The 24,535-nt window shown below is 58.5% G+C and carries 26 protein-coding genes; 12 read left to right on the top strand and 14 right to left on the bottom strand.

Annotation, left to right across the window (positions count from 1 at the left end; translation table 11 throughout):
- Nucleotides 1–3: 3 nt before the first annotated feature.
- From ACR0LF_RS01025 to argS, 6 genes are all read right to left on the bottom strand, one after another.
- Nucleotides 4–219 carry a hypothetical protein gene (locus ACR0LF_RS01025; protein WP_480573662.1) on the bottom strand — a complete coding sequence of 72 codons (216 nt, stop codon included), beginning with the start codon at nt 217–219 and terminating at the stop codon, nt 4–6.
- Between the two features lie 64 nt (nt 220–283).
- Nucleotides 284–934, bottom strand: coding sequence for an SMC-Scp complex subunit ScpB (gene scpB / locus ACR0LF_RS01020; protein ID WP_480573659.1), 651 nt, complete (start codon nt 932–934; stop codon nt 284–286).
- The gene (locus tag ACR0LF_RS01015) at nt 927–1,721 is read right to left on the bottom strand and encodes a segregation and condensation protein A (protein ID WP_480573656.1); all 795 of its coding nucleotides are present in this window, start codon (nt 1,719–1,721) and stop codon (nt 927–929) included. The genes scpB and ACR0LF_RS01015 overlap by 8 nt, the downstream gene beginning before the upstream one ends.
- A complete protein-coding gene (nagZ, locus tag ACR0LF_RS01010) occupies nt 1,711–2,718 on the bottom strand; it encodes a beta-N-acetylhexosaminidase (RefSeq protein ID WP_480573653.1) in 1,008 nt (335 codons plus the stop codon). The genes ACR0LF_RS01015 and nagZ overlap by 11 nt, the downstream gene beginning before the upstream one ends.
- Nucleotides 2,715–3,779 carry an SPOR domain-containing protein gene (locus ACR0LF_RS01005; protein ID WP_480573650.1) on the bottom strand — a complete coding sequence of 355 codons (1,065 nt, stop codon included), beginning with the start codon at nt 3,777–3,779 and terminating at the stop codon, nt 2,715–2,717. The genes nagZ and ACR0LF_RS01005 overlap by 4 nt, the downstream gene beginning before the upstream one ends.
- An 88-nt stretch (nt 3,780–3,867) precedes the next feature.
- A complete protein-coding gene (gene argS / locus ACR0LF_RS01000; protein ID WP_480573647.1) occupies nt 3,868–5,613 on the bottom strand; it encodes an arginine--tRNA ligase in 1,746 nt (581 codons plus the stop codon).
- 132 nt (nt 5,614–5,745) lie between these two features.
- Here argS and ACR0LF_RS00995 point away from each other — a divergent pair, with 132 nt between their 5' ends.
- A complete protein-coding gene (locus ACR0LF_RS00995; RefSeq protein WP_480573644.1) occupies nt 5,746–6,297 on the top strand; it encodes a putative pterin-binding protein in 552 nt (183 codons plus the stop codon).
- Here ACR0LF_RS00995 and ACR0LF_RS00990 read toward each other — a convergent pair whose 3' ends face one another.
- On the bottom strand, nt 6,298–7,437 hold the full coding sequence (locus ACR0LF_RS00990) for a deoxyguanosinetriphosphate triphosphohydrolase (protein WP_480573641.1): 1,140 nt from the start codon (nt 7,435–7,437) through the stop codon (nt 6,298–6,300).
- 76 nt (nt 7,438–7,513) lie between these two features.
- On the opposite strand from ACR0LF_RS00990, the gene ACR0LF_RS00985 reads away from it, so the two are divergent.
- A complete protein-coding gene (locus ACR0LF_RS00985) occupies nt 7,514–7,837 on the top strand; it encodes a HesB/IscA family protein (protein ID WP_170344003.1) in 324 nt (107 codons plus the stop codon).
- Between the two features lie 279 nt (nt 7,838–8,116).
- Nucleotides 8,117–8,896 (top strand): exodeoxyribonuclease III, encoded by a 780-nt coding sequence (gene xth, locus ACR0LF_RS00980; RefSeq protein ID WP_480573637.1) that lies wholly within the window; start codon nt 8,117–8,119, stop codon nt 8,894–8,896.
- Between the two features lie 4 nt (nt 8,897–8,900).
- Here the strand turns inward: xth and ACR0LF_RS00975 are convergent, their stop codons facing one another.
- Complete coding sequence (locus ACR0LF_RS00975) at nt 8,901–10,046, bottom strand: FAD-dependent oxidoreductase (protein WP_480573634.1); 1,146 nt, start codon at nt 10,044–10,046, stop codon at nt 8,901–8,903.
- A gap of 71 nt (nt 10,047–10,117) precedes the next feature.
- Complete coding sequence (gene dksA / locus ACR0LF_RS00970; protein ID WP_170432517.1) at nt 10,118–10,540, bottom strand: RNA polymerase-binding protein DksA; 423 nt, start codon at nt 10,538–10,540, stop codon at nt 10,118–10,120.
- A 382-nt stretch (nt 10,541–10,922) separates the two neighbouring features.
- Between dksA and ACR0LF_RS00965 the strand changes: the two genes are divergently transcribed.
- From ACR0LF_RS00965 to ACR0LF_RS00930, 8 genes are all read left to right on the top strand, one after another.
- Nucleotides 10,923–11,768, top strand: a complete 846-nt coding sequence (locus ACR0LF_RS00965) for an AAA family ATPase (RefSeq protein ID WP_480573631.1) — start codon at nt 10,923–10,925, stop codon at nt 11,766–11,768.
- Nucleotides 11,769–11,877: 109 nt separating this feature from the next.
- Nucleotides 11,878–12,327: an N-acetyltransferase family protein gene (locus tag ACR0LF_RS00960; protein WP_480573628.1), complete on the top strand. Its 450-nt coding sequence runs from the start codon at nt 11,878–11,880 to the stop codon at nt 12,325–12,327.
- Nucleotides 12,324–13,691, top strand: a complete 1,368-nt coding sequence (locus tag ACR0LF_RS00955) for a DUF2927 domain-containing protein (protein ID WP_480573625.1) — start codon at nt 12,324–12,326, stop codon at nt 13,689–13,691. The genes ACR0LF_RS00960 and ACR0LF_RS00955 overlap by 4 nt, the downstream gene beginning before the upstream one ends.
- A gap of 7 nt (nt 13,692–13,698) precedes the next feature.
- Nucleotides 13,699–13,869, top strand: a complete 171-nt coding sequence (locus tag ACR0LF_RS00950) for a hypothetical protein (protein ID WP_480573622.1) — start codon at nt 13,699–13,701, stop codon at nt 13,867–13,869.
- Nucleotides 13,870–13,873: 4 nt separating this feature from the next.
- A complete protein-coding gene (locus ACR0LF_RS00945) occupies nt 13,874–15,058 on the top strand; it encodes a vWA domain-containing protein (RefSeq protein WP_480573619.1) in 1,185 nt (394 codons plus the stop codon).
- Nucleotides 15,059–15,228: 170 nt separating this feature from the next.
- Nucleotides 15,229–16,383 carry a hypothetical protein gene (locus tag ACR0LF_RS00940; RefSeq protein WP_480573616.1) on the top strand — a complete coding sequence of 385 codons (1,155 nt, stop codon included), beginning with the start codon at nt 15,229–15,231 and terminating at the stop codon, nt 16,381–16,383.
- A gap of 43 nt (nt 16,384–16,426) precedes the next feature.
- Nucleotides 16,427–16,723 (top strand): antibiotic biosynthesis monooxygenase, encoded by a 297-nt coding sequence (locus ACR0LF_RS00935; protein WP_480576128.1) that lies wholly within the window; start codon nt 16,427–16,429, stop codon nt 16,721–16,723.
- A gap of 123 nt (nt 16,724–16,846) precedes the next feature.
- Nucleotides 16,847–17,533, top strand: a complete 687-nt coding sequence (locus tag ACR0LF_RS00930) for a M48 family metallopeptidase (protein ID WP_480573613.1) — start codon at nt 16,847–16,849, stop codon at nt 17,531–17,533.
- A 70-nt stretch (nt 17,534–17,603) separates the two neighbouring features.
- On the opposite strand, the gene ACR0LF_RS00925 is transcribed toward ACR0LF_RS00930, so the two are convergent.
- Genes ACR0LF_RS00925 through ACR0LF_RS00905 form a run of 5 tightly spaced genes read right to left on the bottom strand, consistent with a single transcriptional unit; the run spans nt 17,604 to nt 22,868 of the window.
- Nucleotides 17,604–18,146, bottom strand: a complete 543-nt coding sequence (locus ACR0LF_RS00925) for an RSP_2648 family PIN domain-containing protein (protein WP_480573610.1) — start codon at nt 18,144–18,146, stop codon at nt 17,604–17,606.
- Nucleotides 18,143–19,345 (bottom strand): RSP_2647 family RNA methyltransferase, encoded by a 1,203-nt coding sequence (locus ACR0LF_RS00920; protein ID WP_480573607.1) that lies wholly within the window; start codon nt 19,343–19,345, stop codon nt 18,143–18,145. The genes ACR0LF_RS00925 and ACR0LF_RS00920 overlap by 4 nt, the downstream gene beginning before the upstream one ends.
- 38 nt (nt 19,346–19,383) lie before the next feature.
- Nucleotides 19,384–19,656 (bottom strand): hypothetical protein, encoded by a 273-nt coding sequence (locus ACR0LF_RS00915; protein WP_480573604.1) that lies wholly within the window; start codon nt 19,654–19,656, stop codon nt 19,384–19,386.
- The gene (locus ACR0LF_RS00910) at nt 19,640–22,435 is read right to left on the bottom strand and encodes a [protein-PII] uridylyltransferase family protein (RefSeq protein WP_480573601.1); all 2,796 of its coding nucleotides are present in this window, start codon (nt 22,433–22,435) and stop codon (nt 19,640–19,642) included. The genes ACR0LF_RS00915 and ACR0LF_RS00910 overlap by 17 nt, the downstream gene beginning before the upstream one ends.
- Before the next feature lie 49 nt (nt 22,436–22,484).
- Complete coding sequence (locus ACR0LF_RS00905) at nt 22,485–22,868, bottom strand: DUF4440 domain-containing protein (RefSeq protein ID WP_480573598.1); 384 nt, start codon at nt 22,866–22,868, stop codon at nt 22,485–22,487.
- A 961-nt stretch (nt 22,869–23,829) separates the two neighbouring features.
- Here ACR0LF_RS00905 and ACR0LF_RS00900 point away from each other — a divergent pair.
- Nucleotides 23,830–24,468, top strand: coding sequence for a phage major tail tube protein (locus ACR0LF_RS00900; protein WP_480855959.1), 639 nt, complete (start codon nt 23,830–23,832; stop codon nt 24,466–24,468).
- Nucleotides 24,469–24,535: the final 67 nt, after the last annotated feature.

The following is a 24,535-nucleotide window of genomic DNA, read 5'->3' as shown; positions in this document are numbered from 1 at the left end:
CCCTCAGAACTTCATGAAGCGGCGCATTTGCCGGGACAGGCGTTGCGCCTGCCGCAGGTTCTGCGCATGACGGGGTGCGCTGGCTTGACCCGGCCCGTTTGTTGTACCCGAGCTGCCGCCCTTACGGCTGGCCATATCAATACCCTTGTCGATGCCCTTGTTGACCAGGCGACGCATGACCTGACGCACAATCATATCGATGATCCGGTTTGCATTCATTGCTCAACTCCCTGTCCTTGCGTCAAAGATAGGCGATTTATGCGGCAACAAAAGGGCTGCGCGATCACTCTTCCTCGAACAGTTCGGTCTGGTCTTCGTCGGCGTCGTCCTCGCGCCCTTCGCCCAGCGGAATGGCACCCGGAGGAGGCCGATTCTCCAACAACCCCGCCGCCCGCAGTTCTTTCAGGCCTGGCAAGTCACGCGCGTTTTCAAGGCCGAAGTGGTCCAGGAATTCAGGCGTTACAACAAAGGTCACTGGACGACCCGGTGTCATGCGACGGCGGCCCAGCTTGATCCACTCCATCTCGAGCAATTGGTCGATGGTGCCGCGTGAAACCGACACCCCACGGATTTCCTCGATCTCGGCCCGCGTGCAAGGCTGATGATAGGCCACGATGGCCAGAGTCTCGATCGCCGCCCGGCTAAGCTTGCGGGTCTCGACCGTTTCTTTCTGCATCAGAAAACCCAGATCTGGGGCCGTTCGGATGGCCCAGGCTTCGCCCACACGCACCACGCGCACGCCACGGCCCTCATAGCGTTTCTGAAGCAATTCAACCGCTTGCGCCGCGTCACTGCCATGGGGCATCCGTGCTTCCAGATCCGCGATTGTCACCGGCTCGGCGCTGGCAAACAGCACAGCCTCCACCATGCGCTCTTGTTCCGCCAGCGGAGGAGCTTCGAACAGAGTACCGGTCTCTTCAGGGGCGTCAGTCACGTGTTTCGGTCCTCTTGCGCAAATGGATCGGAGCGAAAGTTTCGCTCTGCTTCATCTCCATATGTCCCTCTTTCACCAATTCCAGCGAGGCCGCGAAGGTCGCCGCCGTTGCAGACCTGCGGCGCACCGGGTCGGCGTCCCAACCATCGGGCAGGTACGTCTCCATATCGGTCCACGTTCCGGCAAAGCCGATCAGCGGGCGCATCCGCTCGAGCGCCTGTTCCATCGTAAAGACCGAGTCGCGATCCATCACAAAGGGGCGGAATTCGTCACGGGTGCGAATGCGGGCATAACCCTGCATCAGATCCAGCAGCGTGGCGGAATAGGTCACGGTTCGGATGCGGGTGATATCCTCGCCCTGCCCGCGTTTGAAAAAGTCGCGACCCAACTGATCGCGTGCCATCAACCGCGCGGCAGCGTCCCGCATGGCCTGAAGGCGTTCCAATTGAAACGCAAGATGTGCCGCCAGTTCCTCACCCGACGGCCCCTCGTCATCGGGGTCGGGCGGCAGCAGTAAACGAGATTTGAGAAAGGCCAGCCAGGCGGCCATGACCAGATAGTCGGCGGCCAGTTCGATCCGCAGTGCGCGGGCCTTTTCGACAAAGGCCAGATATTGCTGAGCCAGCGCCAGAACCGAGATTTTCCTCAGATCCACCTTCTGCGTGCGCGACAGCGTCAGCAGCACATCCAATGGGCCTTCGAACCCATCGACGTCAACGATCAGCGCTTCGGCCGCAAGACGATCCGCGACCGAGACAGGGTCTTCGTTAAAGAGGTTATCGTTCATATACCTGCCCGCCCATTAGGGCAGATAGTTCCGCCTCGGCGGCGGGGATGTCAAGTTCCTGCGGAGGTTTGCGCATCGCCAGCGCCCGATCTGCGCGGGCTTGTGCCACATCGGTCATCTCTCCGGCCGCTTCCATGACCTCGGCGCGGTCCGCAAAACTGCCGTTGCAATGCAGGACAACATCACAACCTGCGCTTATGGCCTGCCGCGACACATCCGCCGGTGTTCCGCTGAGCGCTTTCATCCCGATGTCATCGGTCATGATCAGACCGTCAAACCCGATCTTTTCGCGGATCACGCCCATCATCGTCCTGGAAATCGTGGCAGGCTGCGGATCGATCTGATCATAGACCAGATGTGCCGTCATCCCCATCGGCAGGTCTTTCAAAGCACGGAAAGGCGCGAAATCGCTGCGTTCCAGCTCGTCCAAGGGCAAATCGACATGCGGCAGGTCGTGATGACTGTCCAGCGTCGCGCGACCATGACCGGGCATATGCTTGATCACCGGCAGAACGCCCCCGTCCAGATGACCCTGTGCCACCGCTTTTCCGATCCGGGAAATCAGTTCAGGATCAGAAGCATAGCAGCGGTTTTTCAGAAACGCGTGAGTCTCAGCCCGCGCGACATCCACCATGGGCGCGCAATTGCTGTCGATGCCCAGCCCGAACAGTTCATCAGCGATCAGACGGTACCTTAGGTACATGGCGCGCTCCGCCTGCTCGCCAGCATTTGCCACATGATCCAGCGGCGGCAACCATTCGCGGGCCAGCGGGGCGCGCAGGCGCTGCACACGTCCGCCCTCCTGATCAATGGTGATGAGGCAATTGCGCCCAACGGCCTCGCGGAAATCGTCGCACAAGGCACGCACCTGATCGGCGCTTTCGATATTGCGGGCAAACAGGATGAACCCGAACGGGTTCATCTGGCGAAACAGGTCTCTTTCCTTCTGCGTCAGACGCAGGCCTTCGGCGTCGGTGATCGTGGCACCGAATTTCACCGCACGGCCACCGGGATACAATCGGCCCCTTGCGCAACCAGCGCCGCACAGAACTGGCGCGAGTCGCTCAGGTCCTCAAATCCCAGCACGCGCAGGCGATAGAAGGTACGGCCACCACTTGAGGTTTTCTGGATAACGCGTTGCTTTCCAGACATATATTCCCCGAACTTACCGTTCAGACGGTCCCACTCGACCTGCGCCACCTGCGTGCTGTCATAAGCCCCAAGCTGCGCCAGACGGGTGCCTTTGGCCAGGGTGTCCGGGTCAACGTCCAACCCAACCGCAGCTTTCACAGCCGCATTGATTGCGCCTTCGGAGCTTTCGCTGGGCGAGACCTGGCTGCGCGCGGCACGGGCCGGACGCGTCAGGGGACGCAAAGACCGGCGCACGCCCGGCAATTCCGCAATGGCCGGGTCCGGCAAGGCAGCCGCAAAGTCGGCCGGGTCAATTGCAGGCTCTTCCTCGGGTGTAGACAAGGACGCCAGCTGCACGCCATCTTCGAACTCTTGCTGCGATTTGGCGGCCTCACCGGCCAGTTCCGCAACCAGCGCGTCCACCGCATTCTGACGCAGTCGTGCGGCTTCCTGGGTTGAGATCGGTTCTTCCACCACATGCAGCGCAGGGGTTGGATTCAGATCAGCGGCGGGCACGTCTTCATCTGTCAGCGAAACAGGCCGCGGCGCGAGGATCAGACGATCAGCCGGAGCGGCTGCGCTGCCTTCGGCGGCGACGGCATTGACGGCAAGGCCCTGATGATCGGCGGGTGTTCCGCCGGGATTTTCGGGCTGCACCCGCATCGGCCCTTCAGCCGCGCGCACAACCGGCACGCCGCTGACATCGCGCATGACAAGTTTGTATCCCCAAACTCCGACACCGGCGACCAGCGCCAGCGATGCAATGGCACCGAGAAAATTGACCGCCCGACCCAGCCCAAAGGCACCGCGTGGCGCGTCATAGTCCGGCATATCTTCGGGATAATCATACGCATCCTCAGAATGCGCTTGATTCGGGTAATGCATCTGCCCGGGGCTTTGGTGCCCCGAGTAATCGTAACTCGCCATGTCCGCCTCACTGCCCGTATCGCGCCTGAAAATAAGGCGCGCGGGTCATTTCTTGCCTACCTCGTACCGGCGGTTCGGGCGATATTTGTTACCGCATCTCCTGCGCCGGAGTGACGCCAAGAATACCCAAGCCCGCTGAAATCACAACAGAAACGGCCCGGGCCAATGCGATTTTTGACTGGCTTGTGGCAACATCGCCATCCTGTATGAAACGCAGCTGGGTTTCTTCGTTGCCTTTGTTCCACAGCGCGTGGAAATCCCCGGCGAGTTCATAGAGATAGAAAGCAACACGGTGCGGTTCGTTGGTCCGTGCGGCGATCTCAACCAGACGCGGCCATTCGGCCAGCTTCTTGGCGACGGTCAATTCCGAAGCATGGTCGTTTTTACTCAGATCAGCGCCCGCGAGGGTTGCATCATCGGCGGCAATCCCGGCCTCAGCCGCGCGGCGCAGCACGCTCATGACGCGGGCATGGGCGTATTGCACGTAGAACACGGGGTTCTCGCGGCTTTGTTCCAGCACCTTGTCGAAATCGAAATCCAGCGGCGCGTCGTTCTTGCGGGTCAGCATGACAAATCGGGTCACATCGGGCCCGACCTGATCAACCACATCGCGCAGGGTGACAAAGTTCCCTGCCCGTTTGGACATCTTGAACGGCTCGCCATTCTTCCACAGCTTCACCAGTTGCGTCAGCTTGATATCCAGCGACACCTTGCCGTCAGACAGCGCAGAAACCGCCGCCTTCATCCGTTTGACGTAGCCGCCATGGTCCGCACCAAACACATCGATCAGCGCGTCAAAACCACGTGTCACCTTGTCATAGTGATAGGCGATATCGGGAGCGAAATAGGTCCACGAACCATCCGATTTCTTGACCGGGCGGTCAACGTCATCCCCGTGTTCGGTCGACTTGAACAAGGTCTGTTCGCGCGGCTCCCAATCCTCGGGTTTTTTGCCCTTGGGCGGCTCAAGCACGCCTTCATAGATCAGGCCCTTGTCGGTCAGCGATTGCAGCGCGGCCTCGATCCGTCCCGTGCCATAGAGCGATTTTTCCGAGAAAAACACGTCCATCTCGACGCCCAGCGCCTTCAGGTCGGCGCGGATCAGGTCCATCATCGCGTCAGTTGCGAAATTGCGCAGGTCTTCAAGCCATTCGGCCTCGGGCTTGTCGATCAGGCTGTCGCCGTACTTTTCTTTCAGCGCCTCACCGATTGGGATCAGGTAGTCGCCGGGATAGAGACCTTCGGCAATCTCAGGGCTCAGCCCGTTGGCCTCACGATACCGTTCGTACGCTGACCGCGCCAGCACATCCACCTGCGCGCCACCATCGTTGATGTAGTACTCACGGGTCACGTCATGACCGGAATAGGCCAATAGGCTGGCCAGAGCATCCCCAAACACGGCGCCCCGCGTATGACCCACATGCAGCGGTCCTGTAGGGTTCGCGGACACGTATTCCACATTGACTTTCTGGCCATGCCCCATGCTTGAGCGGCCATAATCAGTGCCCTTTTCCAGCACTGAAGCTAGAACCCCTTGCCACACCGAAGCTGCCAGCCGCAGGTTCAAGAATCCCGGCCCGGCCACCTCTGCACTGGTGATCCGGTCATCCGCTGCCAGCTTTCCGGCCAGCACATCGGCAATGTCGCGCGGCTTCATCTTGGCCGGTTTCGCCAGCACCATTGCCGCGTTGGTTGCCATATCTCCATGCGCCGCATCACGCGGCGGTTCAACCGCCACATTGTCAAAGCTCAACCCATCGGGCAACGCGCCTTCGGACTGCATCTGTGCCAGCGCGTCCAATACCAGGCCGCGGATCTCGGAAAACAGGTTCATTTCGGATGTCCTTTTGCTTGCCCGGCGGTTTACCACGCAAAGCAGCAAGGTCAATGGACGCCTAATGTTTAAGCTTGGTTTAGACGCACGGCACGCTAATCTCGGCATGAATCGAGCATCCGGAGACCTCTTATGCGCCGCACCCTTCCCTTAGCATTGCTGTTGACCACCGCTTTTCCTGTTCTGGCAGAGATGCCGGAACCTCAGGGCCACGTGTTGCTGACGCTTGGCGGCGTTGTCAGCGAAACCAACCTGCCCGCACGGGGCGAGAATGACGGCGGATTGCTGGGCTACCTGGAAGTCACCCATGACGGAGCAGCCGGGTTTGATGCCGCAATGCTGGACGGGTTGCAGCAGTTTGAGATCAATATCCCCTACGGACCTCCGGGCAATCAACGGGACTACGCCTTTTCCGGCCCTCTGCTGTCCGAAGTTATGAGTATGGCCGGGGCCGAAGGGAAAAAGGCCCTGCCCATGGCGCTGGATGGATATCAGGCCGAAATCGAGTGGGATAGCATTGCCACGCACAAACCAATCGTCGCCACGCATGCCGATGGTGCGCCTATGGGGATTGGAGGGTATGGCCCGACGATGATCGTGTTCCCACCTACCGATGATGCCGACCAATCCGCAAAACAGGCTGGTCAGCAAGTCTGGGCCATCGCCTATATCGCTGTGGAGTGATCAGCCCGTCAGACGCGCATGATCCTGGAGGGCAAAACGGTCGGTCATACCCGCGATGTAATCCGATACAATGCGGGCCAAAGCGGTCTCATCCCTGGCGGCTTCAATGTCACCGTGCCAACGCGATGGCATTTGTTTGGGGTCGTTCAGGTAGATCGGGAACAGGTCATCCACGACCTTTGCGACCTCTTCGCGCACTTTCATCACGCTGCGCGCGCGGTACATGCGAGTGAACAAAAACGCGCGGATTTCGCGTAGTTGCGCCCAGATGTGATCCGAAAACTGAATGACGGGATAGCCGAGATGGCGGATATCTTCGACCGACTGCGCCTCGGACCCGGCAATGAGATCGTGGGATGTGTTGATGACATCGGCCACCATGACCCCGAACACCCGCCTTAACGCTTCGTGACGACGACGATACGGATCCAGATTTGGGTATTTCGCATCCACCTCTGCGTAACAGGCACCGACAATCGGCAGGTCTCGCAAATCATCATCCGAGAACAACCCCGCGCGCAAGCCGTCCAAAAGATCGTGGTTGTTATAGGCAATATCGTCGGACAGGGCCGCAACCTGAGCTTCTGCACTGGCATGAGTGTGCAACTCCAGATCGAAACTCTGATTGCACTCGGCCAATGCCCACGGCAAGTCTCCCACAACCGGACCGTTGTGTTTGGCAATGCCTTCCAAACATTCCCAGGTCAGGTTGCAACCATCGAACCCTGCGTAGTGGCGCTCCAGCTTGGTAACGATCCGGATGGCTTGAGCGTTATGATCAAAGCCACCGTAGGGCTCCATCAACGCGTGCAGGGCGTCCTCGCCGGTATGGCCGAACGGCGTATGCCCCAGATCGTGGGCCAGGGCCACTGCCTCGGTCAGTTCCGGGTTCAGGCCCAGCGCCCCGGCAATGGTTCGCGCCACTTGCGCCACTTCAATGGAATGGGTCAGGCGGGTGCGATAGCTATCGCCTTCATGTTCAACAAACACTTGCGTCTTGTGCTTGAGCCGCCGAAACGCGCTGGCATGAATGATCCTGTCCCGGTCACGCTGAAAGCACGACCGGAAACTGCTCTCATCCTCTGGCACCAGCCGCCCTCTTGCGCGCGCCGGATCCGAGGCAAAACCTGCTCTGTCCAAAGGTCTTGTCCTTGTGGCCTGTCCTTGGGTTTCATATATTGTAGGTTGCTGAGGAAATAAACCTTTGGAGAGCGGCATGAATCTGCCCCCAACAGTCACTGAACGCGCCTTCGAACGTCTGGCCGAGATCGGCGCTGCGGATCAGGGTCAGGCCCTGCGCGTCGCAGTGGAAGGCGGCGGTTGTTCGGGCTTTCAATACGAAATCGCGTTGGACACGCCAAAAGACGATGACCTGGTTCTTGAAGGTAAAGGTCAGAAAGTTATTGTTGACGCGATTTCTCTGCCATTTCTGGAAAACGCGGTTATTGATTTCACCCAGGAACTGATCGGCGCGCGATTTGTGATCGATAACCCCAACGCCACCTCGTCCTGCGGTTGTGGCACTTCGTTTTCGATGTAACCGGTGGGGGCTTTGCCCCCACACCCCCAGAATACTTTTAACCAGGTGAAGCAGGGATCCGCTCTCTGACCGAAATGTCGGGGAGCTTCATCTGGCGCGGTCATCGGTGCCCCCGCCTGTACCGCCTCTTCAATTTCAAGAAAATTGGTTAAGGATCCGCTTCTTCATCTGGCTAAAAATATCCCGGAGCGCGAGGCAGAGCCTCGCCAGCCCGATCTCCGACTTGCCGTTGGGCTGGATCTGCGCGATAGATTGCCCCAAGATTTCGGAGGATCGCGCATGAAAATCGCCACGTTCAACATCAATGGCATCAAGGCGCGAGCCGAGGCCCTGCCACGCTGGCTGGACGAAGCCCAGCCTGATGTGGTTCTGTTGCAAGAGATCAAATCCGTCGACGAGAACTTCCCGCGCGAGATGTTCGAAGAGCGTGGATACAACGTGGAAACCCATGGGCAGAAAAGTTTCAACGGCGTTGCCATCCTGTCGAAACTGCCTTTGGAAGATGTCTCACGCGGTCTTCCCGGCGATGATGAGGATGAACAGGCCCGTTGGATCGAAGCTACGGTTGTAGGCAGGAAAGCTCTGCGGATCTGTGGGTTGTATTTGCCCAACGGCAATCCGGTACCCGGCCCCAAGTATGACTATAAACTGGCCTGGATGGAACGGCTCTACGACCGCGCACGGGACCTGATGGCGTCAGAAGAACCCGCGCTTATGGCGGGGGATTACAACATCATTCCGCAGGCGGAAGACGCCAAACGCCCGGATGCATGGCGCGAGGACGCGCTGTTCCGCCCCGAAAGTCGCGCCGCATTTCGTAAGATCCTAAACCTTGGATTTACCGAGGCGTTCCGTGCCACGACCCAAGGGCCCGAACATTATTCATTCTGGGATTATCAGGCCGGTGCATGGAACCGGAATGACGGTATTCGGATCGATCACTTCCTGCTGACACCACAAGCCGCAGACCTTACGCGCGATTGCCAGATCGATGCGGCCGTGCGCGGGCATGAAAAACCGTCTGATCACGTACCTGTTTGGGTTGATCTCGACCTATGATGCATCAGGCCGTGACGTCATGGCTGTAGATCCATTCGTAGCGCCGAGACAGTTTCCCACCAGCGACCATAAGCACGCTTTGAGCTGCCAAGCGGGCTGGTCCTGAAAGGTGAAAGTTACGTGCATTGGCACCGGCGGCCGCGACCACCTGTTGCGCTCTCGGGCGGCGCGTGGCTTCGTAGGCTGCAAGCGCGCTGGCCACACCCGATTGTTCATCGAATGATCGCGCAAGTGTCCAGGCATCTTCCAGCGCAAGGCAAGCGCCTTGCGCCATGAAGGGCAAGGTCGGATGCGCTGCGTCCCCCAACAAGGCCAGACGGCCATTCTGCCAGTTTTGCGCAACGGGGCGAAGGAACAAGGCCCACAGATTCACCTCGGTCACCTTTGACAAAACGTCTCGCACCGGACCTCCGAAATCGGCAAAGCGTCCCCGCAACTCGTGTGGTTCACCCTTCAGTTTCCACCCTTCTTCCCGCCAATCCGAACGCTCTTCGACCGCGACGATGTTCATCATGCTTTGGTCGCGCAATGGATAGGTCACGACATGCCGACCCGGTCCCATCGTCAAGGAGGCCGTGGCCGCCTCAGAACCCGGTCGCCAGGGAATCGTAGCGCGCCATGCCACCTGATGCGTGAACTTCGGCGTCTCAGGCCCGTTCAGAACAGGGCGGATCGTGCTCCGACCACCATCGGCTGCAATGACGCATTCGGCAGGCACCCGCTCACCGGTCTGCAAAACGATTTCAGCCTCATTGGGGTGCTTTAGCACGCCGGTCACTTGGGTACCCAAACGGATATCCACACCGGCTTTCCGGGCGGCCAAGTGCAGCAGATCCACCAGATCGGCACGGTGATAGTAAAAGGTCGGGCCGGCCCCAGGCCCCGGTAACCGGCTGACGACGCGGCCCTTTCGGTAATCGCGCAGGATCGTACCATCGGATTTCTGCCCGACTGGCTGATCTGCCACCTCAAGCGCTCGCAAAACGCACATGCCGTTTTCGCTGATCTGCAATCCGGCGCCGACCTCGGTCAATGCCGGGGCTTGTTCAAGCACCGTGACCTGCGCCCCGCGCTGCCGTAGCGCCAAGGCCGAGGCCAGGCCACCGATGCCACCGCCAATCACGCAGAATTTCAACCCGTCAATATTCATGGCACCCGCTTAACGCAAAAACGCCGGAGCCACAGGCCCCGGCGTTCAGAATTTTCAGGTCAAACCGGCGATCAATCGTCGCGGTGAACCTTTTCGCGGCGCTCGTGACGCTCCTGCGCCTCTAGCGTCATTGTCGCAATCGGACGTGCGTCCAGACGCTTCAGCGAGATCGGGTCGCCGGTCTTTTCGCAATACCCGTATTCGCCCTCATCAATCCGGCGCAGGGCCGAGTCGATCTTGGCGACCAGCTTGCGCTGGCGATCGCGGGTGCGCAGTTCCAGCGCGCGATCTGTTTCCTCGCTTGCGCGGTCGGCAACATCCGGAATGTTACGAGTGTTGTCCTGCAGCCCTTCGATCGTATCGCGGCTGCCCGCCAAAAGTTCATTCTTCCAATCCAACAGCTTACGGCGAAAATATTCAAGCTGACGGTCATTCATGAAAGGTTCATCTTCAGCCGGACGGTAATCTTCCGGCAGAAAAACTTCCTGCTTCATATTTGCTCCCTCGGTATGGCCAGAAACGTCGGTCGCGGTAGTATCACCTGACATTTGGCACCCCCTTCTGCGCAGCGTTTAGCCGACGGGCGATGGATTGTCACTACACAAACGTTCCATCAGCACACCGCCATGTTGTTTTGTCTAAATATGAGACAAACAACAGCAAAACCTTGTTTTTCTGTGAAATTTAACAGGCCTTTTTAGGGCGGACATTAAACCGCAGAAAAAGTCTCGGCGCCCGAATCAACCAAAAGGGCTTGGAGTTGTTACAAAAATCGCCTCGGCCGACGCAGGGACGCGGGTTGTCAAAATCGTTGCCCCTCTGTAACCCGGAAAACACATACAGCCCGCAGATCACGAAAAACCACACGAGAGGCCCATGACCGCACGTTTTCAAGGTACAGCCGAATATGTCGCCACCGACGATCTGACCATTGCCGTGAACGCCGCCGTCACACTGGAGCGTCCTCTGCTGGTCAAGGGCGAACCCGGCACGGGCAAGACCGAACTGGCCAAACAGGTGGCCGGTGCGCTGGGTCTGCGGATGATCGAGTGGAATGTGAAATCCACAACCCGTGCCCAGCAGGGTCTTTACGAATATGACGCAGTCAGCCGCCTGCGGGACAGCCAGCTGGGCGAAGAACGTGTGCACGACGTGTCGAACTACATCCGCAAGGGCAAGCTCTGGCAGGCGTTCGAGGCTGATGAAAAGGTCGTTCTGCTGATCGACGAGATCGACAAGGCGGACATCGAGTTTCCCAACGACCTGTTGCAGGAGCTCGACAAGATGGAGTTCCACGTCTACGAGACAGGTGAAACGATCCGGGCCAAGAACCGTCCGATCGTCATCATCACGTCTAACAATGAAAAGGAATTGCCCGACGCTTTCCTGCGCCGTTGCTTTTTCCACTATATCCGCTTTCCTGACGAGGCCACGATGCGCCGGATCGTCGAAGTACATCATCCCGGCATCAAGGATGCACTGCTGACCACCGCCCTGACACAATTCTATGAAATCCGCGAAACGCAGGGTCTGAAGAAAAAGCCGTCGACCTCGGAAGTGCTGGACTGGCTGAAACTGTTGCTCGCCGAAGATTTGACGGCCGAGGATCTGAAGCGTGACGGTGCCAGCGCGTTACCAAAACTGCATGGTGCGCTGCTGAAGAATGAGCAGGATGTGCATTTGTTCGAGCGTCTGGCTTTCATGGCGCGCGGCAAACGCTAGCCGGTATGTGAACAGTTGGTGATCATGGCTTGCCTTGGGCCTACCCGAATGTCAGCATCGGGCTATCTGACGTGACAGAGTTTCAACCCCACAGAACTGGATGCATCGCTTGGCAAACGCACTGAAAATCCGCACCCTGCGTGCCGAGGACAAAGACCAATGGGCCGATATGTGGCGGGACTATCTGGCGTTTTATGAAACCGCCCTGCCCGATGACATCTACGAAACCACGTTTTCCAGATTGCTCGGTGAGGACCCTCAGGATTTTTCCTGTTTTGTTGCGGAACAGGATGGTGCCTTGGTCGGTCTGACGCACTATCTGTTTCACCGGCATGCCTGGAAGGCGGAAAATGTCTGCTACCTGCAGGACTTGTTCGCACGGCCCGAAGCACGGGGAACAGGCGTAGGTCGCGCGCTGATTCAGGCGGTTTACGATGAGGCCGACCGTCAGGGTGCCCCAGCGGTCTATTGGCTGACACAGGAGTTCAACCACACAGCGCGACACTTGTATGATCGCATCGGCACGCTGACACCGTTCATCAAATACGCCCGCTCATGAAGCGATTTGGTGTCCTATTGCTGGCGCTGGGTGTCGCTGGCTGCGCTACGGTTGAGACAATCGAGCTTCCGGACAAGATCAAAACTGTCGAAGTGGCCTTGCCGCCGGCCAAGTCGTTTTCGTCGGCCCGCCCCTCGCCACCTGCCCGGTCCAACAAAAACATCGCCTCGGATTTCGTGTCCTTGCATTTCGAGCTGGAAAGCGGTGCGGCCCTGCCCGTTTTCACACGGTTTGAGACGCCGGTCACGGTGCGCCTGACCGGTTCACCGACGGCAAGCATGCAGCAGGATCTGACCCGCCTGCTTGATCGGCTGAAGCGCGAAGCCGGTATCGATATACGGCAGGTCAACGAAGGTCAGGCCAATATCACCATCGAAGCGGTCAGCCAGAAAGACATTCTGCGCATTTTGCCTAATGCGGCCTGTTTCGTGGTGCCGAATGCCTCAAGCCTGGAAGAGTACCGTCGCGACCGCCGTAAAATCAAAAGCAGTTGGACCGAACTGCGAAAGCGTGAACGGCTGGGAATTTTCATTCCTTATGACGTCAGTCCACAGGAAATGCGCGACTGTCTGCATGAAGAACTTGCACAAGCGCTTGGGCCGCTGAACGACCTCTACCATCTGCCGGATTCAGTATTCAACGACGACAATATTCATACCGTACTGACCGGCTTTGACATGCTGATCCTGCGCGCCGCCTATGCGCCGGAACTGCGCACCGGTATGACTCGCGACCAGGTCGCCACCGTTATCCCCGGCGTTCTCAGCCGCCTGAACCCGCGCGGCGACAGCCTGCCCGCGCAACCGTTCACAGAAACGCCGCGCCAATGGATCGACGCGATTCAGAAATCACTGGGACCGGGCCCCGGTTCACCCAAGCAGATGCGGGCTGCGCAAAAGGCGGCGCGGATCGGTCAACAACTGGGGTGGACGGATCACCGCCGCGCCTATCCCCATTATCTGATGGGCCGGATGGAGCAGTTTCAGGACCCGCAAGAGGCCCAACGCCAGTTTCAGATTGCACAACAGTTCCTGAAAGCCACCCCTGGAACAGAAGTACATCAGGCCTACGTCACCACCCAAACCGCTGCGTTTGCACTGGCGCAGGATCAGGGGCCAAGTGTTCTGCCGGAGTTGGACAAAGCCATCGATGTCATGACCCGCGCCGAAAACGCCTCGCTGCTGGCCACGCTGTTGTTGCTGAAATCAGAAGCGCTGAAGCAAGCGGGGCAGATGCAGCAGGCACGTGCCGTCAGGCTGGACAGCATAGGATGGGCGCGATACGGGTTTGGCTCGGATCTGGTGGTTCAATCGCTGGTACAAGGTGGTGGCCGCCAGAGCTCTGACAGCACGAAAGACGGATGACACACATATGGTGGTAGTTCTGGGAATGGCGATACTGGGTGCAATCCTGGGCGCCCTGACCGCTAAAAAACGCAATGGCGACCGGGCCGATATGGCTCAATACGCTGCCGGGTACGGAATCGCTTTCGCCTTGGTCGGGCTGGTGATTTCACTGGTTCTGGTCCGGCTGGTGGCCTGACGCGATGTTCCTGCCCTTCTTCGAGAACCTCCGCAAAGCAGGCATCCCGGTATCGCTCCGGGAGTATCTGACGTTTCTGGAGGGCATGAAAAAGGGTTTGGCCACCTATGATGTCGAGGCGTTTTATTACCTCGCCCGTGTGTCGATGGTGAAGGACGAACGCAACATCGACAAATTCGACCGTGCCTTTGCCGCCAGTTTCGAAGGGCTGAACGAGATCAGTTTCGAACAGGTGCTGGAGGCCGTCGACATCCCCGGCGACTGGTTGGCCAAAATGGCTGAAAAGCACCTGTCCGAAGAAGAAAAAGCCGAAATCGAAGCGCTTGGCGGCTTCGACAAGCTCATGGAAACGTTGCGCGAGCGTCTCAAGGAGCAGCAGGGCCGCCATCAGGGCGGCAACAAGTGGATCGGCACTGCCGGAACCTCTCCGTTCGGGGCTTATGGCTACAACCCGGAAGGCGTACGCATCGGCCAGAAAGAAAGCCGACACCAGCGTGCAGTCAAGGTCTGGGATAAGCGGGAATTCAAGAACTTAGACGACACAGTTGAACTGGGCACCCGCAACATCAAGGTTGCCTTGAAACGCCTGCGTCGCTGGGCGCGTGAAGGGGCCGCCGAGGAGCTGGATCTGGACGGCACCATTCGCGCCACCGCCGAACATGGCTACCTGGATGTCAAAACGCGCCCCGAGCGTCACAACGCAGTCAAGGTGCTGCTGTTTCTGGATGTCGGCGGATCAATGGACCCGCATATCAAGGTGGTCGAGGAGCTTTTCTCGGCCGCACGGACCGAGTTCAAACACTTGGAATATTACTACTTCCACAATTGCCTCTATGAAGGCGTGTGGCGCGACAATCGCCGCCGCTGGGATCAGCAGACCCCAACGCACGAGGTTCTGCGCACCTATGGCGGTGATTACAAGTGTATCTTCGTCGGTGACGCCTCGATGAGCCCCTACGAGATTGCCTATCCCGGCGGCGCGAATGAACATTGGAACCAGGAAGCCGGTCAGGTGTGGTTGGAACGCGCGCGTGAACAGTGGGCATCAAACCTCTGGATCAACCCGGTGCCCGAGAAATATTGGGAATACACCCACTCCATCGGCATGATCCGCGAAATCTTTGAAGATCGCATGGTTCCCATGACGCTGGCCGGTCTGGAACAGGGCATGAGGGATCTTACCCGTTAGCAAATTTGAGGCGTCAAGTGTCGCCTTACTGTTTCCAATTTACAAACAAATATCAAAATTAAGCCTCCCAAAGCACTCAGCGTTCACGAAACATGGACAAAAGACACCTTAAGACTCCTCGAATTACAGTTTCGTGATAAGGTACGAGCGGGTCGAAGCTGGGGGCAGACATGACCAATCTCAAACTGCGAAATCTTCTTGCATCTATGGCAACCGCCACATCACTGATTGTTACGTTTGGGGCAGCAGCGACTTTTGCACTCGCGCCGGATACCGCAATTGCAAAGAACGACAAGGGAAACGGCAAAGGGAATTCCGGAAAAGCCGATAATGGCGGCGGATCCAAGGGAAAAGGAAACTCTTCAGGGGGATCCCAAGCCAACGGCGGTGGTAAGGGGAATTCCGGAAAAGCCGACAAAGGAAAGGGAAATTCCTCAAAAGGATCCCATGCCAATAGTGGGGGCAAAAACAAAGCCAAAGGCAAGGTCTCAGTTTCGCAGAAAAGTTCTGGTTCCAAGAAACAACACGCTGCCAAGGCAAAGAAGTCTAAATCTGGCGTAGGCGGAAACCAAAAAGCCAAGCGAGTCTCGCTTGGCGACTTCGGGCGAGAGTTTAAGAAAGATGTTCAACAGCTGTTTGGGAAACAGCCTTCGAAGAAAACCAATGGTAAATCTGTAAAGACGTCCAACACTAAGGCCGCAAAGAAGACGCGCACTTACAAATCTGCCTCGATCAAACCGATCGAACGCTCGTTGCGTCCGGTTGCCCGGTATGATGGCACCCCAGATTTGGATGGTCGCAAGAAACACCGCCATCGTGACCCTCTGGCAGCAGCAATCACCGATCCTTATGGCTCGGACAAGCTGCGCAATCTGAACGCATCAAAGGCGGCCGTTCCGGCCTTCCAGAACGCTGCACCCAACAGCAATGTTGGCAAGATCGCCACCTATCAAGCTGCCGCAGCGGAGTATTACGACCTGCGTGATCAGTTAAACGACGCGCGGAAAGACTTGCGGGACCTGAACGAAAATTACGACGGGCGAAGCAGCGATCAGATTGCCGATGATATTGCGAGGCTTGACCCCGGAGACCCGGACTACAACGACAAGCTCGACACTTTGGAAAACGAGCTGCAGGACGCGCAGACCTTTGAGGAGGCTCAGGACGAGCTGCGTGCCGATGTCAGAGATCTGAGGACGGATAGCCTCGTGGCACAAAAAGAGGCTGAACACGCGTTCTTTGAGGCCTCCAAAGGTTCCACGCTGACCGCCGAAACTCTGGCTGACCTACATGAAAACCTGGAGCTTCCAGCGCCAGGTAAGTAATCGTGGTATCATAAGCCTTTCTCACTATTGGGAGGTTACCGCGATGATCATCCGAATTTTCCAAGTTGTGACGCACCCTGGAAAAGAGGAGGAGTTTAGCCGTTTCTTCTTTGAAACGGCCATTCCGCTGATGAAAGGCACTAAAGGAATTGTGAGTGTTCTACCGGGCGCGGCACGTAAGGAAAGCCCCAGAGAATTCAGTTTCGTAATGGTTTGGGAAAGCCTTGATGCCTTGAAAGCGTTCGTTGGCGAGGACTACACAAACCCGCATGTTGATCCTGCCGAGGCCGAGTTGGTTGAGAGCAGAACGATCAAGCATTACGACCTTGTTGAAACCTAGTTCAGTTGGCTTGATCCTTGTTCGAAGGTCATGCACGACGTCTTGAGTTGCGCCCTTCACCAAATGCGGAACACTAAAAGGTTTACAGTTGCCCTTAGACGATCACAGCCCCATATCTAGCCAATGATCAAACTCACCCCGATCCTTTTGGCTGTACTGTACGGTCTGGCGATGTACAGGATATCCGTCTGGCGCACCCATCGCGAGTTGGACGCGAAGTCGACCGAACTTGCCGACCCGGCGCTGAAACGGATGACGGACCGGCTGGCTGCGGCCTTGGGTATCGATCGGGTGCCGGTCTATGTCTATGAGATCGACCCGGTGAACGGGCTGGCAGCCCCGGATGGGCGGATTTTCATCACGCGTGGGTTTTATCGTAAATTCCGCAACGGTGAGGTTTCGGCCGAGGAAATGGCAAGTGTGATCGCGCATGAGCTGGGGCACGTGGCCCTAGGACATGCGCGGCGGCGGATGATTGATTTTTCCGGTCAAAACGCGATGCGCACAGCGTTGATTTTGGTTCTGAACCGCTTCATCCCCTTCATCGGCGCGATGATCGCAAACGCGCTGACTGCCCTTTTGGCCTCTCGTCTATCGCGCGGGGATGAATATGAGGCGGATGAATATGCGGCGGCCTTGCTGACCAAGGCCGGCATCGGAATTGGACCGCAGAAGTCACTGTTTCACAAGCTGGAAGACCTGACACAGCAGCGTGCTGGTGTTGTTCCCGCGTGGTTGATGAGCCACCCTAAGACGGATGAACGGATTGCGGCGCTTGAGAAGCTTGAACAGCGTTGGGCGCGTGGCTGATGTCGGTCAGCGAGAGGCCAGCCTCTCGCGCTCTCCGAGGTATTTTTAGCCAGATGAAGATGGATCCTGTTTAGGCGCTGAGGGCTTTGCCGAGCCGTGGGAGGCGGGCTTTTTTCATCAGTGCGCGAAGGGTCCATTGATCGCCTGACAGACGGTTGGCCTCGGCAAGGACCTGAGTGCCCAGCGTGCTCATGCCCTCTGGGTTTGATTGCCAGAAGCCGAGCAGCAGGCCGTCGGGGTCGATGCGGTCGAGCCCTTCTTCCGCGAGGATGTTTTTGGGGAAATCCTTTGCGTTAACCGTAACGATCATATCGGCGGACGCCACGATAGCCGTTGCCAGCACATGGATATCGGCCGCATCGGGCAGCCACAGGCGGTTTTCCAGCCCTTCGTTCGGAGCGCGCTTGGATTCTGGCCAATTGGCTTGTGTCAGCGCGATTTCGGCGCGGGCTTGCGCCTCACCCGTTGGACCCAGCTTGCGGGCGGCACGGGCCCATTCTTCGAGTATCCGCCCGGACCAGATCGGGGTGAAATGGCCAAGGCGGGCAGCGCCCAATAGCATCTCGCGCATCACCGTGGGGTAGATGACGCAGGTGTCGAGCACGGCTTTCATAGGCGGTAAAACACCGCTTTGAGATAGCCGCTTTCCGCCAGTTGCGGCAATTGCGGGTGATCCGGGCCCGCAAACCCGGTGTGGATCAGTTGCGCCTGTCGCCCGGCGCGACCGATCCCTCGGGACGAGGCGTCGCGGAAACGGCCCAGATCAGCGGCGTGCGAGCATGAGCAAAGACCCAGATAACCACCGGGTTTGACCAAAGGCGCGGCCAGTCGGGCGATCCGTTCATAAGCGCGCAACCCTGCATCCAGCGCCTGTTTCGAAGGTGCAAAAGCGGGCGGATCGCAGATCACCACATCAAACTGCGCACCCTCTTCCCCCAATTGGGTCAACACATCGAAAGCGTCGCCTTGTCGGGTCTGGAACTTGTCGGCTAGGCCCGAAGCTTTGGCCCCACTTGCGGCCAGTTCCAGTGCAGCGGCTGAGCCGTCGACGCTCAGCGCTTGACCGGCTCCACCCGCGAGCATCGCAAGACCGAAGCCGCCCACATGGCTGAACACGTCCAGCACCTGCGCGCCCGGATGCACAAGCCGCGCGGCAAAGGCGTGGTTGGGGCGCTGGTCATAGAACAGGCCGGTTTTTTGCCCGCCGGTCAGATCGGCCATATAGGTGGCACCATTCATGGGCACCGGCAGCGGCGCATCGGGCGCAGTGCCGCGCAGGGTTTGGTTGACGTCGTCCAACCCCTCAAGCCCGCGCGTGCGACCCGAGGCATTTTTCAGCACCGTGGTCACGTCCGTGACCTTGACCAAAGCTTCGGTCAGCAGGTCCAGATGCGCCTCGGCCCAGGCCGCGTTGGGTTGGATGACACAGGCCTCGCCAAAGCGGTCGATGATCACACCGGGAAAACCGTCCGCTTCGGCATGGATCAGGCGGTAATATGGGGCGTCAAACAGGCGCTCGCGCATCTCAAGGGCGCGCTGCAAGCGGGTCTCGAACCACGCCGCATCAAGCTGCGCGTCGATATCGCGATCCAGCACCCGGCACATGATCTTGGACTCGGGGTTTACAGCCACCAGCGCGATGGGTGCGCGTTTGTCGTCTTCAAGCACGGCCAATGCGCCCGCCGGGATCTTGCGGGTGCGGCGGTCAGTGACGATGTCATTGGCGTAGACCCAGGGGAAGCCATGGCGCAGGCCGCGCGCGTTGGCCTTGGGTTTCAGACGGATACGGGGGCGGTCAGCAGATTGGGTCATGGCGCCCTCATAGTCGTGAACGCGCCGGTGGAAAAGCCCTAGCGGTTACGGGATCGCCAGCCACCACGGCGTTTGGGAGCCTGAGCCGCCTGAAGCCCCTCGGTCAGGACCTGCGTCATGGGGTGATCGGGGTTTTGTTCTGCGTAACCCGCGTGCAGTTCCGCCAGCGCTGTATTCTGGTCGCGTTCCGCTGGCAGGCTAAGCGCCCAGTCCAGAAAGATGCTGCGGCATTCCGGCAGGGTGATGCCATCAATACGATAGGCTTCAAGGATCAGGCCCTTGTGGTCGTTGGGATCAGTGCTGCGTGCCATCTTTGCCCCCTTTGATCACGCCCCCGATCAGATCGGCTGCGGTTGTGTAACTCTCCTGCAATGCCGCCTGCAGCGCCTCGACCTGTTCGAACCCGGTCGCCCGGCACAAAAAGGCCGCGCCGCCTTCGCCGATCTTGTCGGCCTCGATGACCTTGCCCGACAGCAACCGCGCCGCGCATTGCACGGACCAGCATAAGTCATAGCAAACTTTCAGGGATTGCGCCTGCGCGACATCCAGTAATCCGGCTGCGACCGCACCCTCCAATCCTGACGCCACGTCGCGCTGCGCGGACCCCGCCAGCAAGGCACCGGTTTCGGCCATCAACTCGATATCCATCAAACGGCCGGGTCCGTTCTTGGCATCCCAGATACCGGCCGGAGCCTTGGCTGCGGCCAGACGTGTCCGCATCTCGGCCACTTCTTGCAAAACTTTGCCGTGATCTCTTGGACGAGACAGAAACTCGGTACGGAAGGTTTCAATTTCATCGGCTAGCCCGGCATCACCGGCAACAACATGCGCGCGGGTCAGGGCCAGATGTTCCCACACCCAGGCTTCGTTCTGTTGGTAGTTGGTAAAGCTGGCCCAACTGGTTGCCACCGGTCCCTGATTGCCCGACGGGCGCAACCGCATGTCGACTTCATAAAGCCGCCCCTGCGACATCGGCGCGGACAATGCCGTGATCAGCGCTTGCGTGAACCGCGCGTAGTAGGTGCGTGTGGCCAGAGGGCGCGGGCCATCCGACATGTCCTGATCCAGCGGGTCATAGATCACGATCATGTCCAGATCGGATTGCGAGTTGATCCGCCCTGCCCCCAATGAGCCCATACCCAATACAGCGGCCCCACGACCCGGTGCAGGCCCGTGTTTGCGGGCGAAATTCTCGGTGACGTGAGGCAGGATCGCGGCAATGACCGACTGAGCAAGCTCGGCATATTGCTGGCCCGCCTGGATCCCGTCGATCAGGCCGCGCAGATGGTGCACACCAATTCGGAAATGCCATTCTTTGCACCAGCGCCGCGCAAGGTCGAGTTGGGTTTCATAGTCTGTTTCTTCTGACAAAGCCTGTGCCAATTCAGCCTGCAGCTCCTCTTGACCCGGCCATTCAGCAAAGAAACTGCCTCCGATCACCGCGTCAAAAACAGACGCGTTGCGTGACAGGTGCGAGGCCAGAGCGTGCGATGTACCAACGATATCGGTCAATAGGTCGATCAGCTGCGGATTTGCCTCGAACAAGGAAAACAGCTGCACCCCCGCTGGCAGACCAGCCAGAAACCCGTCCAAAGCCATCAAGGCTTCATCAGGCTTGGCGGTCTTGGCCAGGCGCGACAGCAGCTCGGGCCGCAGACGTTCGAAAATCCGCGCGCCTCGCTGGGATCTCAGGGCCGGATAGGTCGTCCAGCGGGCCAGAACGGTTTTGTCGAACTCCACATCCTGCACCTGTGCGGGCGCGGCACCCGGGCCGGGGGCAAAGAACCCTTCTGTCAACTCATGCACTTCGGTTAGACGGTTCGTCAGGTCTTGCGTCAACTTGGCGCTGCTGATCCCCATCAGACAGGCGACGCGTTCGATCCCATCGGGTGATTTCGGCACCTTATGGGTCTGTGCGTCATGGATCATCTGAATGCGGTGTTCGACCTCACGGTGGGCGCGGTAATGATCGGTCAGTTTGTCGGCCACGTCTTGCGGGACCCACCCTTTTGAGGCCAGCGCCGCCAACCCGGGAACCGTGCCACGCACCCGCAGGTCGGCATCCCGACCACCGGCGATCAGTTGACGGGTTTGAGTAAAAAACTCGATCTCGCGGATACCGCCCTGCCCCAGCTTCATATCGTGACCGGGGATCGATAACGCACCGCCCGTGCCTTTGTTTTCCCGGATGCGCAGGCGCATATCGTGGGCGTCCTGAATGGCAGCAAAATCCAAATGGCGTCGCCAGACGAAAGGGCGAAGGCTGTCAAGGAACCGCTGACCCGCGGACAGATCCCCGGCACAGGGCCGCGCCTTGATATACGCGGCACGTTCCCAGGTGCGGCCCAGACTTTCGTAATACCGCTCAGCGGCCTCCATCGCCATGCAAACCGGAGTCACGGCGGGATCGGGGCGCAGCCTCAAATCCGTCCGGAAGACATAGCCATCGGCCGTCTTTTCGCTCAGCGTGGCGCAGAAGTTCCGAGTGGCCCGCACCATGCCCTGCCGTGCCTCGTAGAAATCGTCGGGGTCAAAGCGCGTCTCATCAAACAGGACAATCAGATCGATATCCGAGCTGTAGTTCAGCTCATGCGCGCCCATTTTCCCCATCGCCAGGATGACCAAACCGGCAGCGGTTTCGACATCATCTTCGGTCATCCCCGGCAGCTTTTTGCGCCGGATAAGTGTTGCGATCTCAGCTTTGGCCGCTACATCCGCCGCAAGCGCCCCGAAATCAGTCAGGGCCGCCGTGACCTTCTCCAATGGCCAGGCACCTGCAATATCGGCCAAGGCCGTAAGCAGTGCCATACGTCGCTTGGCCTGCCGCAAGCCGGGTTTCAACTGATCCGGCGGCAGATCACGCGCGGCGGTCATGACCTCGGCCAGCGCTTGATCCGGGTGCATCAGCGCCTCAGGCAACCAGTCTTTTTCACGCTCGATCAGACCTTTCAGATAGGGGCTCGACCCGGCAGTGCCCGCCACCAGCTCCCCTAACTCCTGAGATAGTTCTGGCATCAAAGCCCGCGCCTCATCCCCCAGAGAGGGATCAAAAGCACGTGGAAGTCGGGTAATGGCAAGAGCGTCAGTCATGCTCGCAAACTGCGCATCGCGGCGCGTGATCGTCAATGGGGCAATCTGATCAGGTTTTCTGAACCGGCGTGTCCTGACTGAAACTGTTGATCCAGACGTCGTTTCGCCGCTCCCAGAGCGACGAAATCAGCATCGCCTCGCGCTCTGTCGTACCGGGGCGCAAGTAATCGGCACGATAGGACAGCAATACGATTTCCGATGTCAAAACGCGCAACCGCGCGTCGCTCAGATCAAACTCCGCCATCGTCGGCGCGTCTGCGAATTGCCCAACGTGATCGTCACGATTGGCGAACCCCGTCGGATAAACCCCCAGAAAATCAGCGCTCAGCAAAGCCCGGTCCGCGCTTGCATTACCCTCAACCAGCGCCCTCCAGACCTGTGTTTCCAGGTCGAGAATTTCAGTTAGTGTCGGTGCCGTTTTGGGTTCTGTCATATCCATTGTTGTGTGACACTTATTATTTCAGGAACTCGGAAGAGGCCAGACGATACCGGAAGTTGCCGGAAGGGCGTTTGAAATAAAGGCGCATCGCCAAGTACCTCCCCAAAATTGGCTTGAAGCTTAATGGTTTTCAAAAGCCGTTAAAATGGGCGTTTACGCCTTTGCGCTGAAAAACGTGACACCAAAAACTGCAAACCCTAAGGTTGCGGCAATTCCTATATAAACAAGGCGTACGAGGCGCAGTTATCGGTTACGCCATAGGTGTTTTCGTCGAGTTTGTAGCGCCCGGAACCGGGAAATTTCCCACCCGGTTCGGCCGCAACTTCCCAGAAAACGGTTTTATTCTTTGTAAATAACAGGTTGCCTGATCTCGAGGCTGCCGTAACCCTCGGCTATTCTTGGAACGGATTTTGGGCTATGCGGCAGTCGCCAATAACCGCTCCAAAAGTGTGGACGTTCCCACTTCAGCTCTGCGATCGACCATCATTGAGCTACACAACTGCTTGTTGACGCTCGGGTCACCAAGCATCTTGAAAGCCCTAAACGCTCGGCCGTCTTCAACGCCGCTGTACTTCTCTCCGACGGGGATCGCATCGTACCCCATCGATCGCAGCAAGCGGCCAAAGCTGACTGGCGACTAGGACAAAAGCCATTGACCACCATGGCGACCTGTAATGTTGCAAAGCCCGAACACGACGGCCTTCAACGCCAGTGCCCTCGCCTCAGTGTCGAGACTGGCATTGTCAATCACGAGCCTGGTGCATTCACAATGAGTGTCCTGATCGGGGTAATGATCCATCAGATTGTCAGGGATGAGGGGCAGCTTCCGTCATCGGGCGTCATTGAGCATATATGTCCACCCCATCCAGTCGCTTGAACAACTCACCGCCCTGCCTCCAGCCACGGTTTTGCCGCCGAATGTCACAACTGAGTAAACCGCCAAAGGGTGATCGTATTGGTCCATTTCGTGCAGACCATCGTGGGCGATCCGCAGTGGGCTTTCCTTTCGGTGCGCCGAACTGCCGATATCATCTACGAAAGCATCGAGAACGCGCTTTTGTGGGCAATGGATCGTCCCATGTCCGCCCAGTTGTTCCAGGACATCCGCGACAGCGTTCAGGCGTTTGGTCAAGGGCTCGTCAATCAGGGTGCTTTGCTGGGCTTCAACTGTTGGCTTGATCCCGAACTGAACCTGACACTGGCCAACCATCGCGGCGGCGGCATGGACGCCCCGATCGCGGTGGATATGGGCATGGAAGCGTTGAAGTCGGAAATCACTTTGATGGAGTGGCCACCCGAACTGATCAAAATCATTGGCACCCGCCGTCGATTGGTTCTGCGACCCGGCGCAATGGGCGAACATGATTTCTCGGCCGACAGCTTTGTCGCAACGCTTGGCGGGCGCTGGTCGATGGTCAATTTCGGAGACCTGAAACCCGGTTCGGACGCGCCTCTGAAACTCAAGCAAGAGGTCGATTACTTCCGCCTGCTGCGCAACGGTGAAGAACTGTTCGAGATCGATGTCGAAGCGGGCAAGCGCGTGATCGGCGGCGTCGATCAACTGGCTGAGATGCGCAAAGCCATGGGTTTCTGAACCCCATGATCAGGGCGGTTCAATCCGCCCTGAAACACCCCTTTTCAAACCTGTTTAAACCGGAGCT

The sequence above is a fragment of the Ruegeria sp. E8 genome (assembly GCF_056533985.1).
Note: the sequence above shows the minus strand (reverse complement) of the source record. Positions and strands in the feature narration are given on the sequence as shown.

Coding starts and splice junctions, on each gene's coding strand:
- ACR0LF_RS00935 (WP_480576128.1), top strand. CDS start 16,427: ATGATCATCCGAATTTTCCAAGTTGTGACGCACCCTGGAAAAGAGGAG.
- ACR0LF_RS00915 (WP_480573604.1), bottom strand. CDS start 19,656: ATGGCACGCAGCACTGATCCCAACGACCACAAGGGCCTGATCCTTGAA.
- ACR0LF_RS01005 (WP_480573650.1), bottom strand. CDS start 3,779: ATGGCGAGTTACGATTACTCGGGGCACCAAAGCCCCGGGCAGATGCAT.
- ACR0LF_RS00985 (WP_170344003.1), top strand. CDS start 7,514: ATGAATCTGCCCCCAACAGTCACTGAACGCGCCTTCGAACGTCTGGCC.
- ACR0LF_RS00925 (WP_480573610.1), bottom strand. CDS start 18,146: ATGAAAGCCGTGCTCGACACCTGCGTCATCTACCCCACGGTGATGCGC.
- xth (WP_480573637.1), top strand. CDS start 8,117: ATGAAAATCGCCACGTTCAACATCAATGGCATCAAGGCGCGAGCCGAG.
- ACR0LF_RS00945 (WP_480573619.1), top strand. CDS start 13,874: ATGTTCCTGCCCTTCTTCGAGAACCTCCGCAAAGCAGGCATCCCGGTA.
- ACR0LF_RS00975 (WP_480573634.1), bottom strand. CDS start 10,046: ATGAATATTGACGGGTTGAAATTCTGCGTGATTGGCGGTGGCATCGGT.
- ACR0LF_RS01015 (WP_480573656.1), bottom strand. CDS start 1,721: ATGAACGATAACCTCTTTAACGAAGACCCTGTCTCGGTCGCGGATCGT.
- ACR0LF_RS00920 (WP_480573607.1), bottom strand. CDS start 19,345: ATGACCCAATCTGCTGACCGCCCCCGTATCCGTCTGAAACCCAAGGCC.
- ACR0LF_RS00965 (WP_480573631.1), top strand. CDS start 10,923: ATGACCGCACGTTTTCAAGGTACAGCCGAATATGTCGCCACCGACGAT.
- ACR0LF_RS00950 (WP_480573622.1), top strand. CDS start 13,699: ATGGTGGTAGTTCTGGGAATGGCGATACTGGGTGCAATCCTGGGCGCC.
- ACR0LF_RS00995 (WP_480573644.1), top strand. CDS start 5,746: ATGCGCCGCACCCTTCCCTTAGCATTGCTGTTGACCACCGCTTTTCCT.
- argS (WP_480573647.1), bottom strand. CDS start 5,613: ATGAACCTGTTTTCCGAGATCCGCGGCCTGGTATTGGACGCGCTGGCA.
- ACR0LF_RS00910 (WP_480573601.1), bottom strand. CDS start 22,435: ATGACTGACGCTCTTGCCATTACCCGACTTCCACGTGCTTTTGATCCC.
- ACR0LF_RS00955 (WP_480573625.1), top strand. CDS start 12,324: ATGAAGCGATTTGGTGTCCTATTGCTGGCGCTGGGTGTCGCTGGCTGC.
- ACR0LF_RS00930 (WP_480573613.1), top strand. CDS start 16,847: ATGATCAAACTCACCCCGATCCTTTTGGCTGTACTGTACGGTCTGGCG.
- ACR0LF_RS00905 (WP_480573598.1), bottom strand. CDS start 22,868: ATGACAGAACCCAAAACGGCACCGACACTAACTGAAATTCTCGACCTG.
- dksA (WP_170432517.1), bottom strand. CDS start 10,540: ATGAAGCAGGAAGTTTTTCTGCCGGAAGATTACCGTCCGGCTGAAGAT.
- ACR0LF_RS00940 (WP_480573616.1), top strand. CDS start 15,229: ATGACCAATCTCAAACTGCGAAATCTTCTTGCATCTATGGCAACCGCC.
- ACR0LF_RS01025 (WP_480573662.1), bottom strand. CDS start 219: ATGAATGCAAACCGGATCATCGATATGATTGTGCGTCAGGTCATGCGT.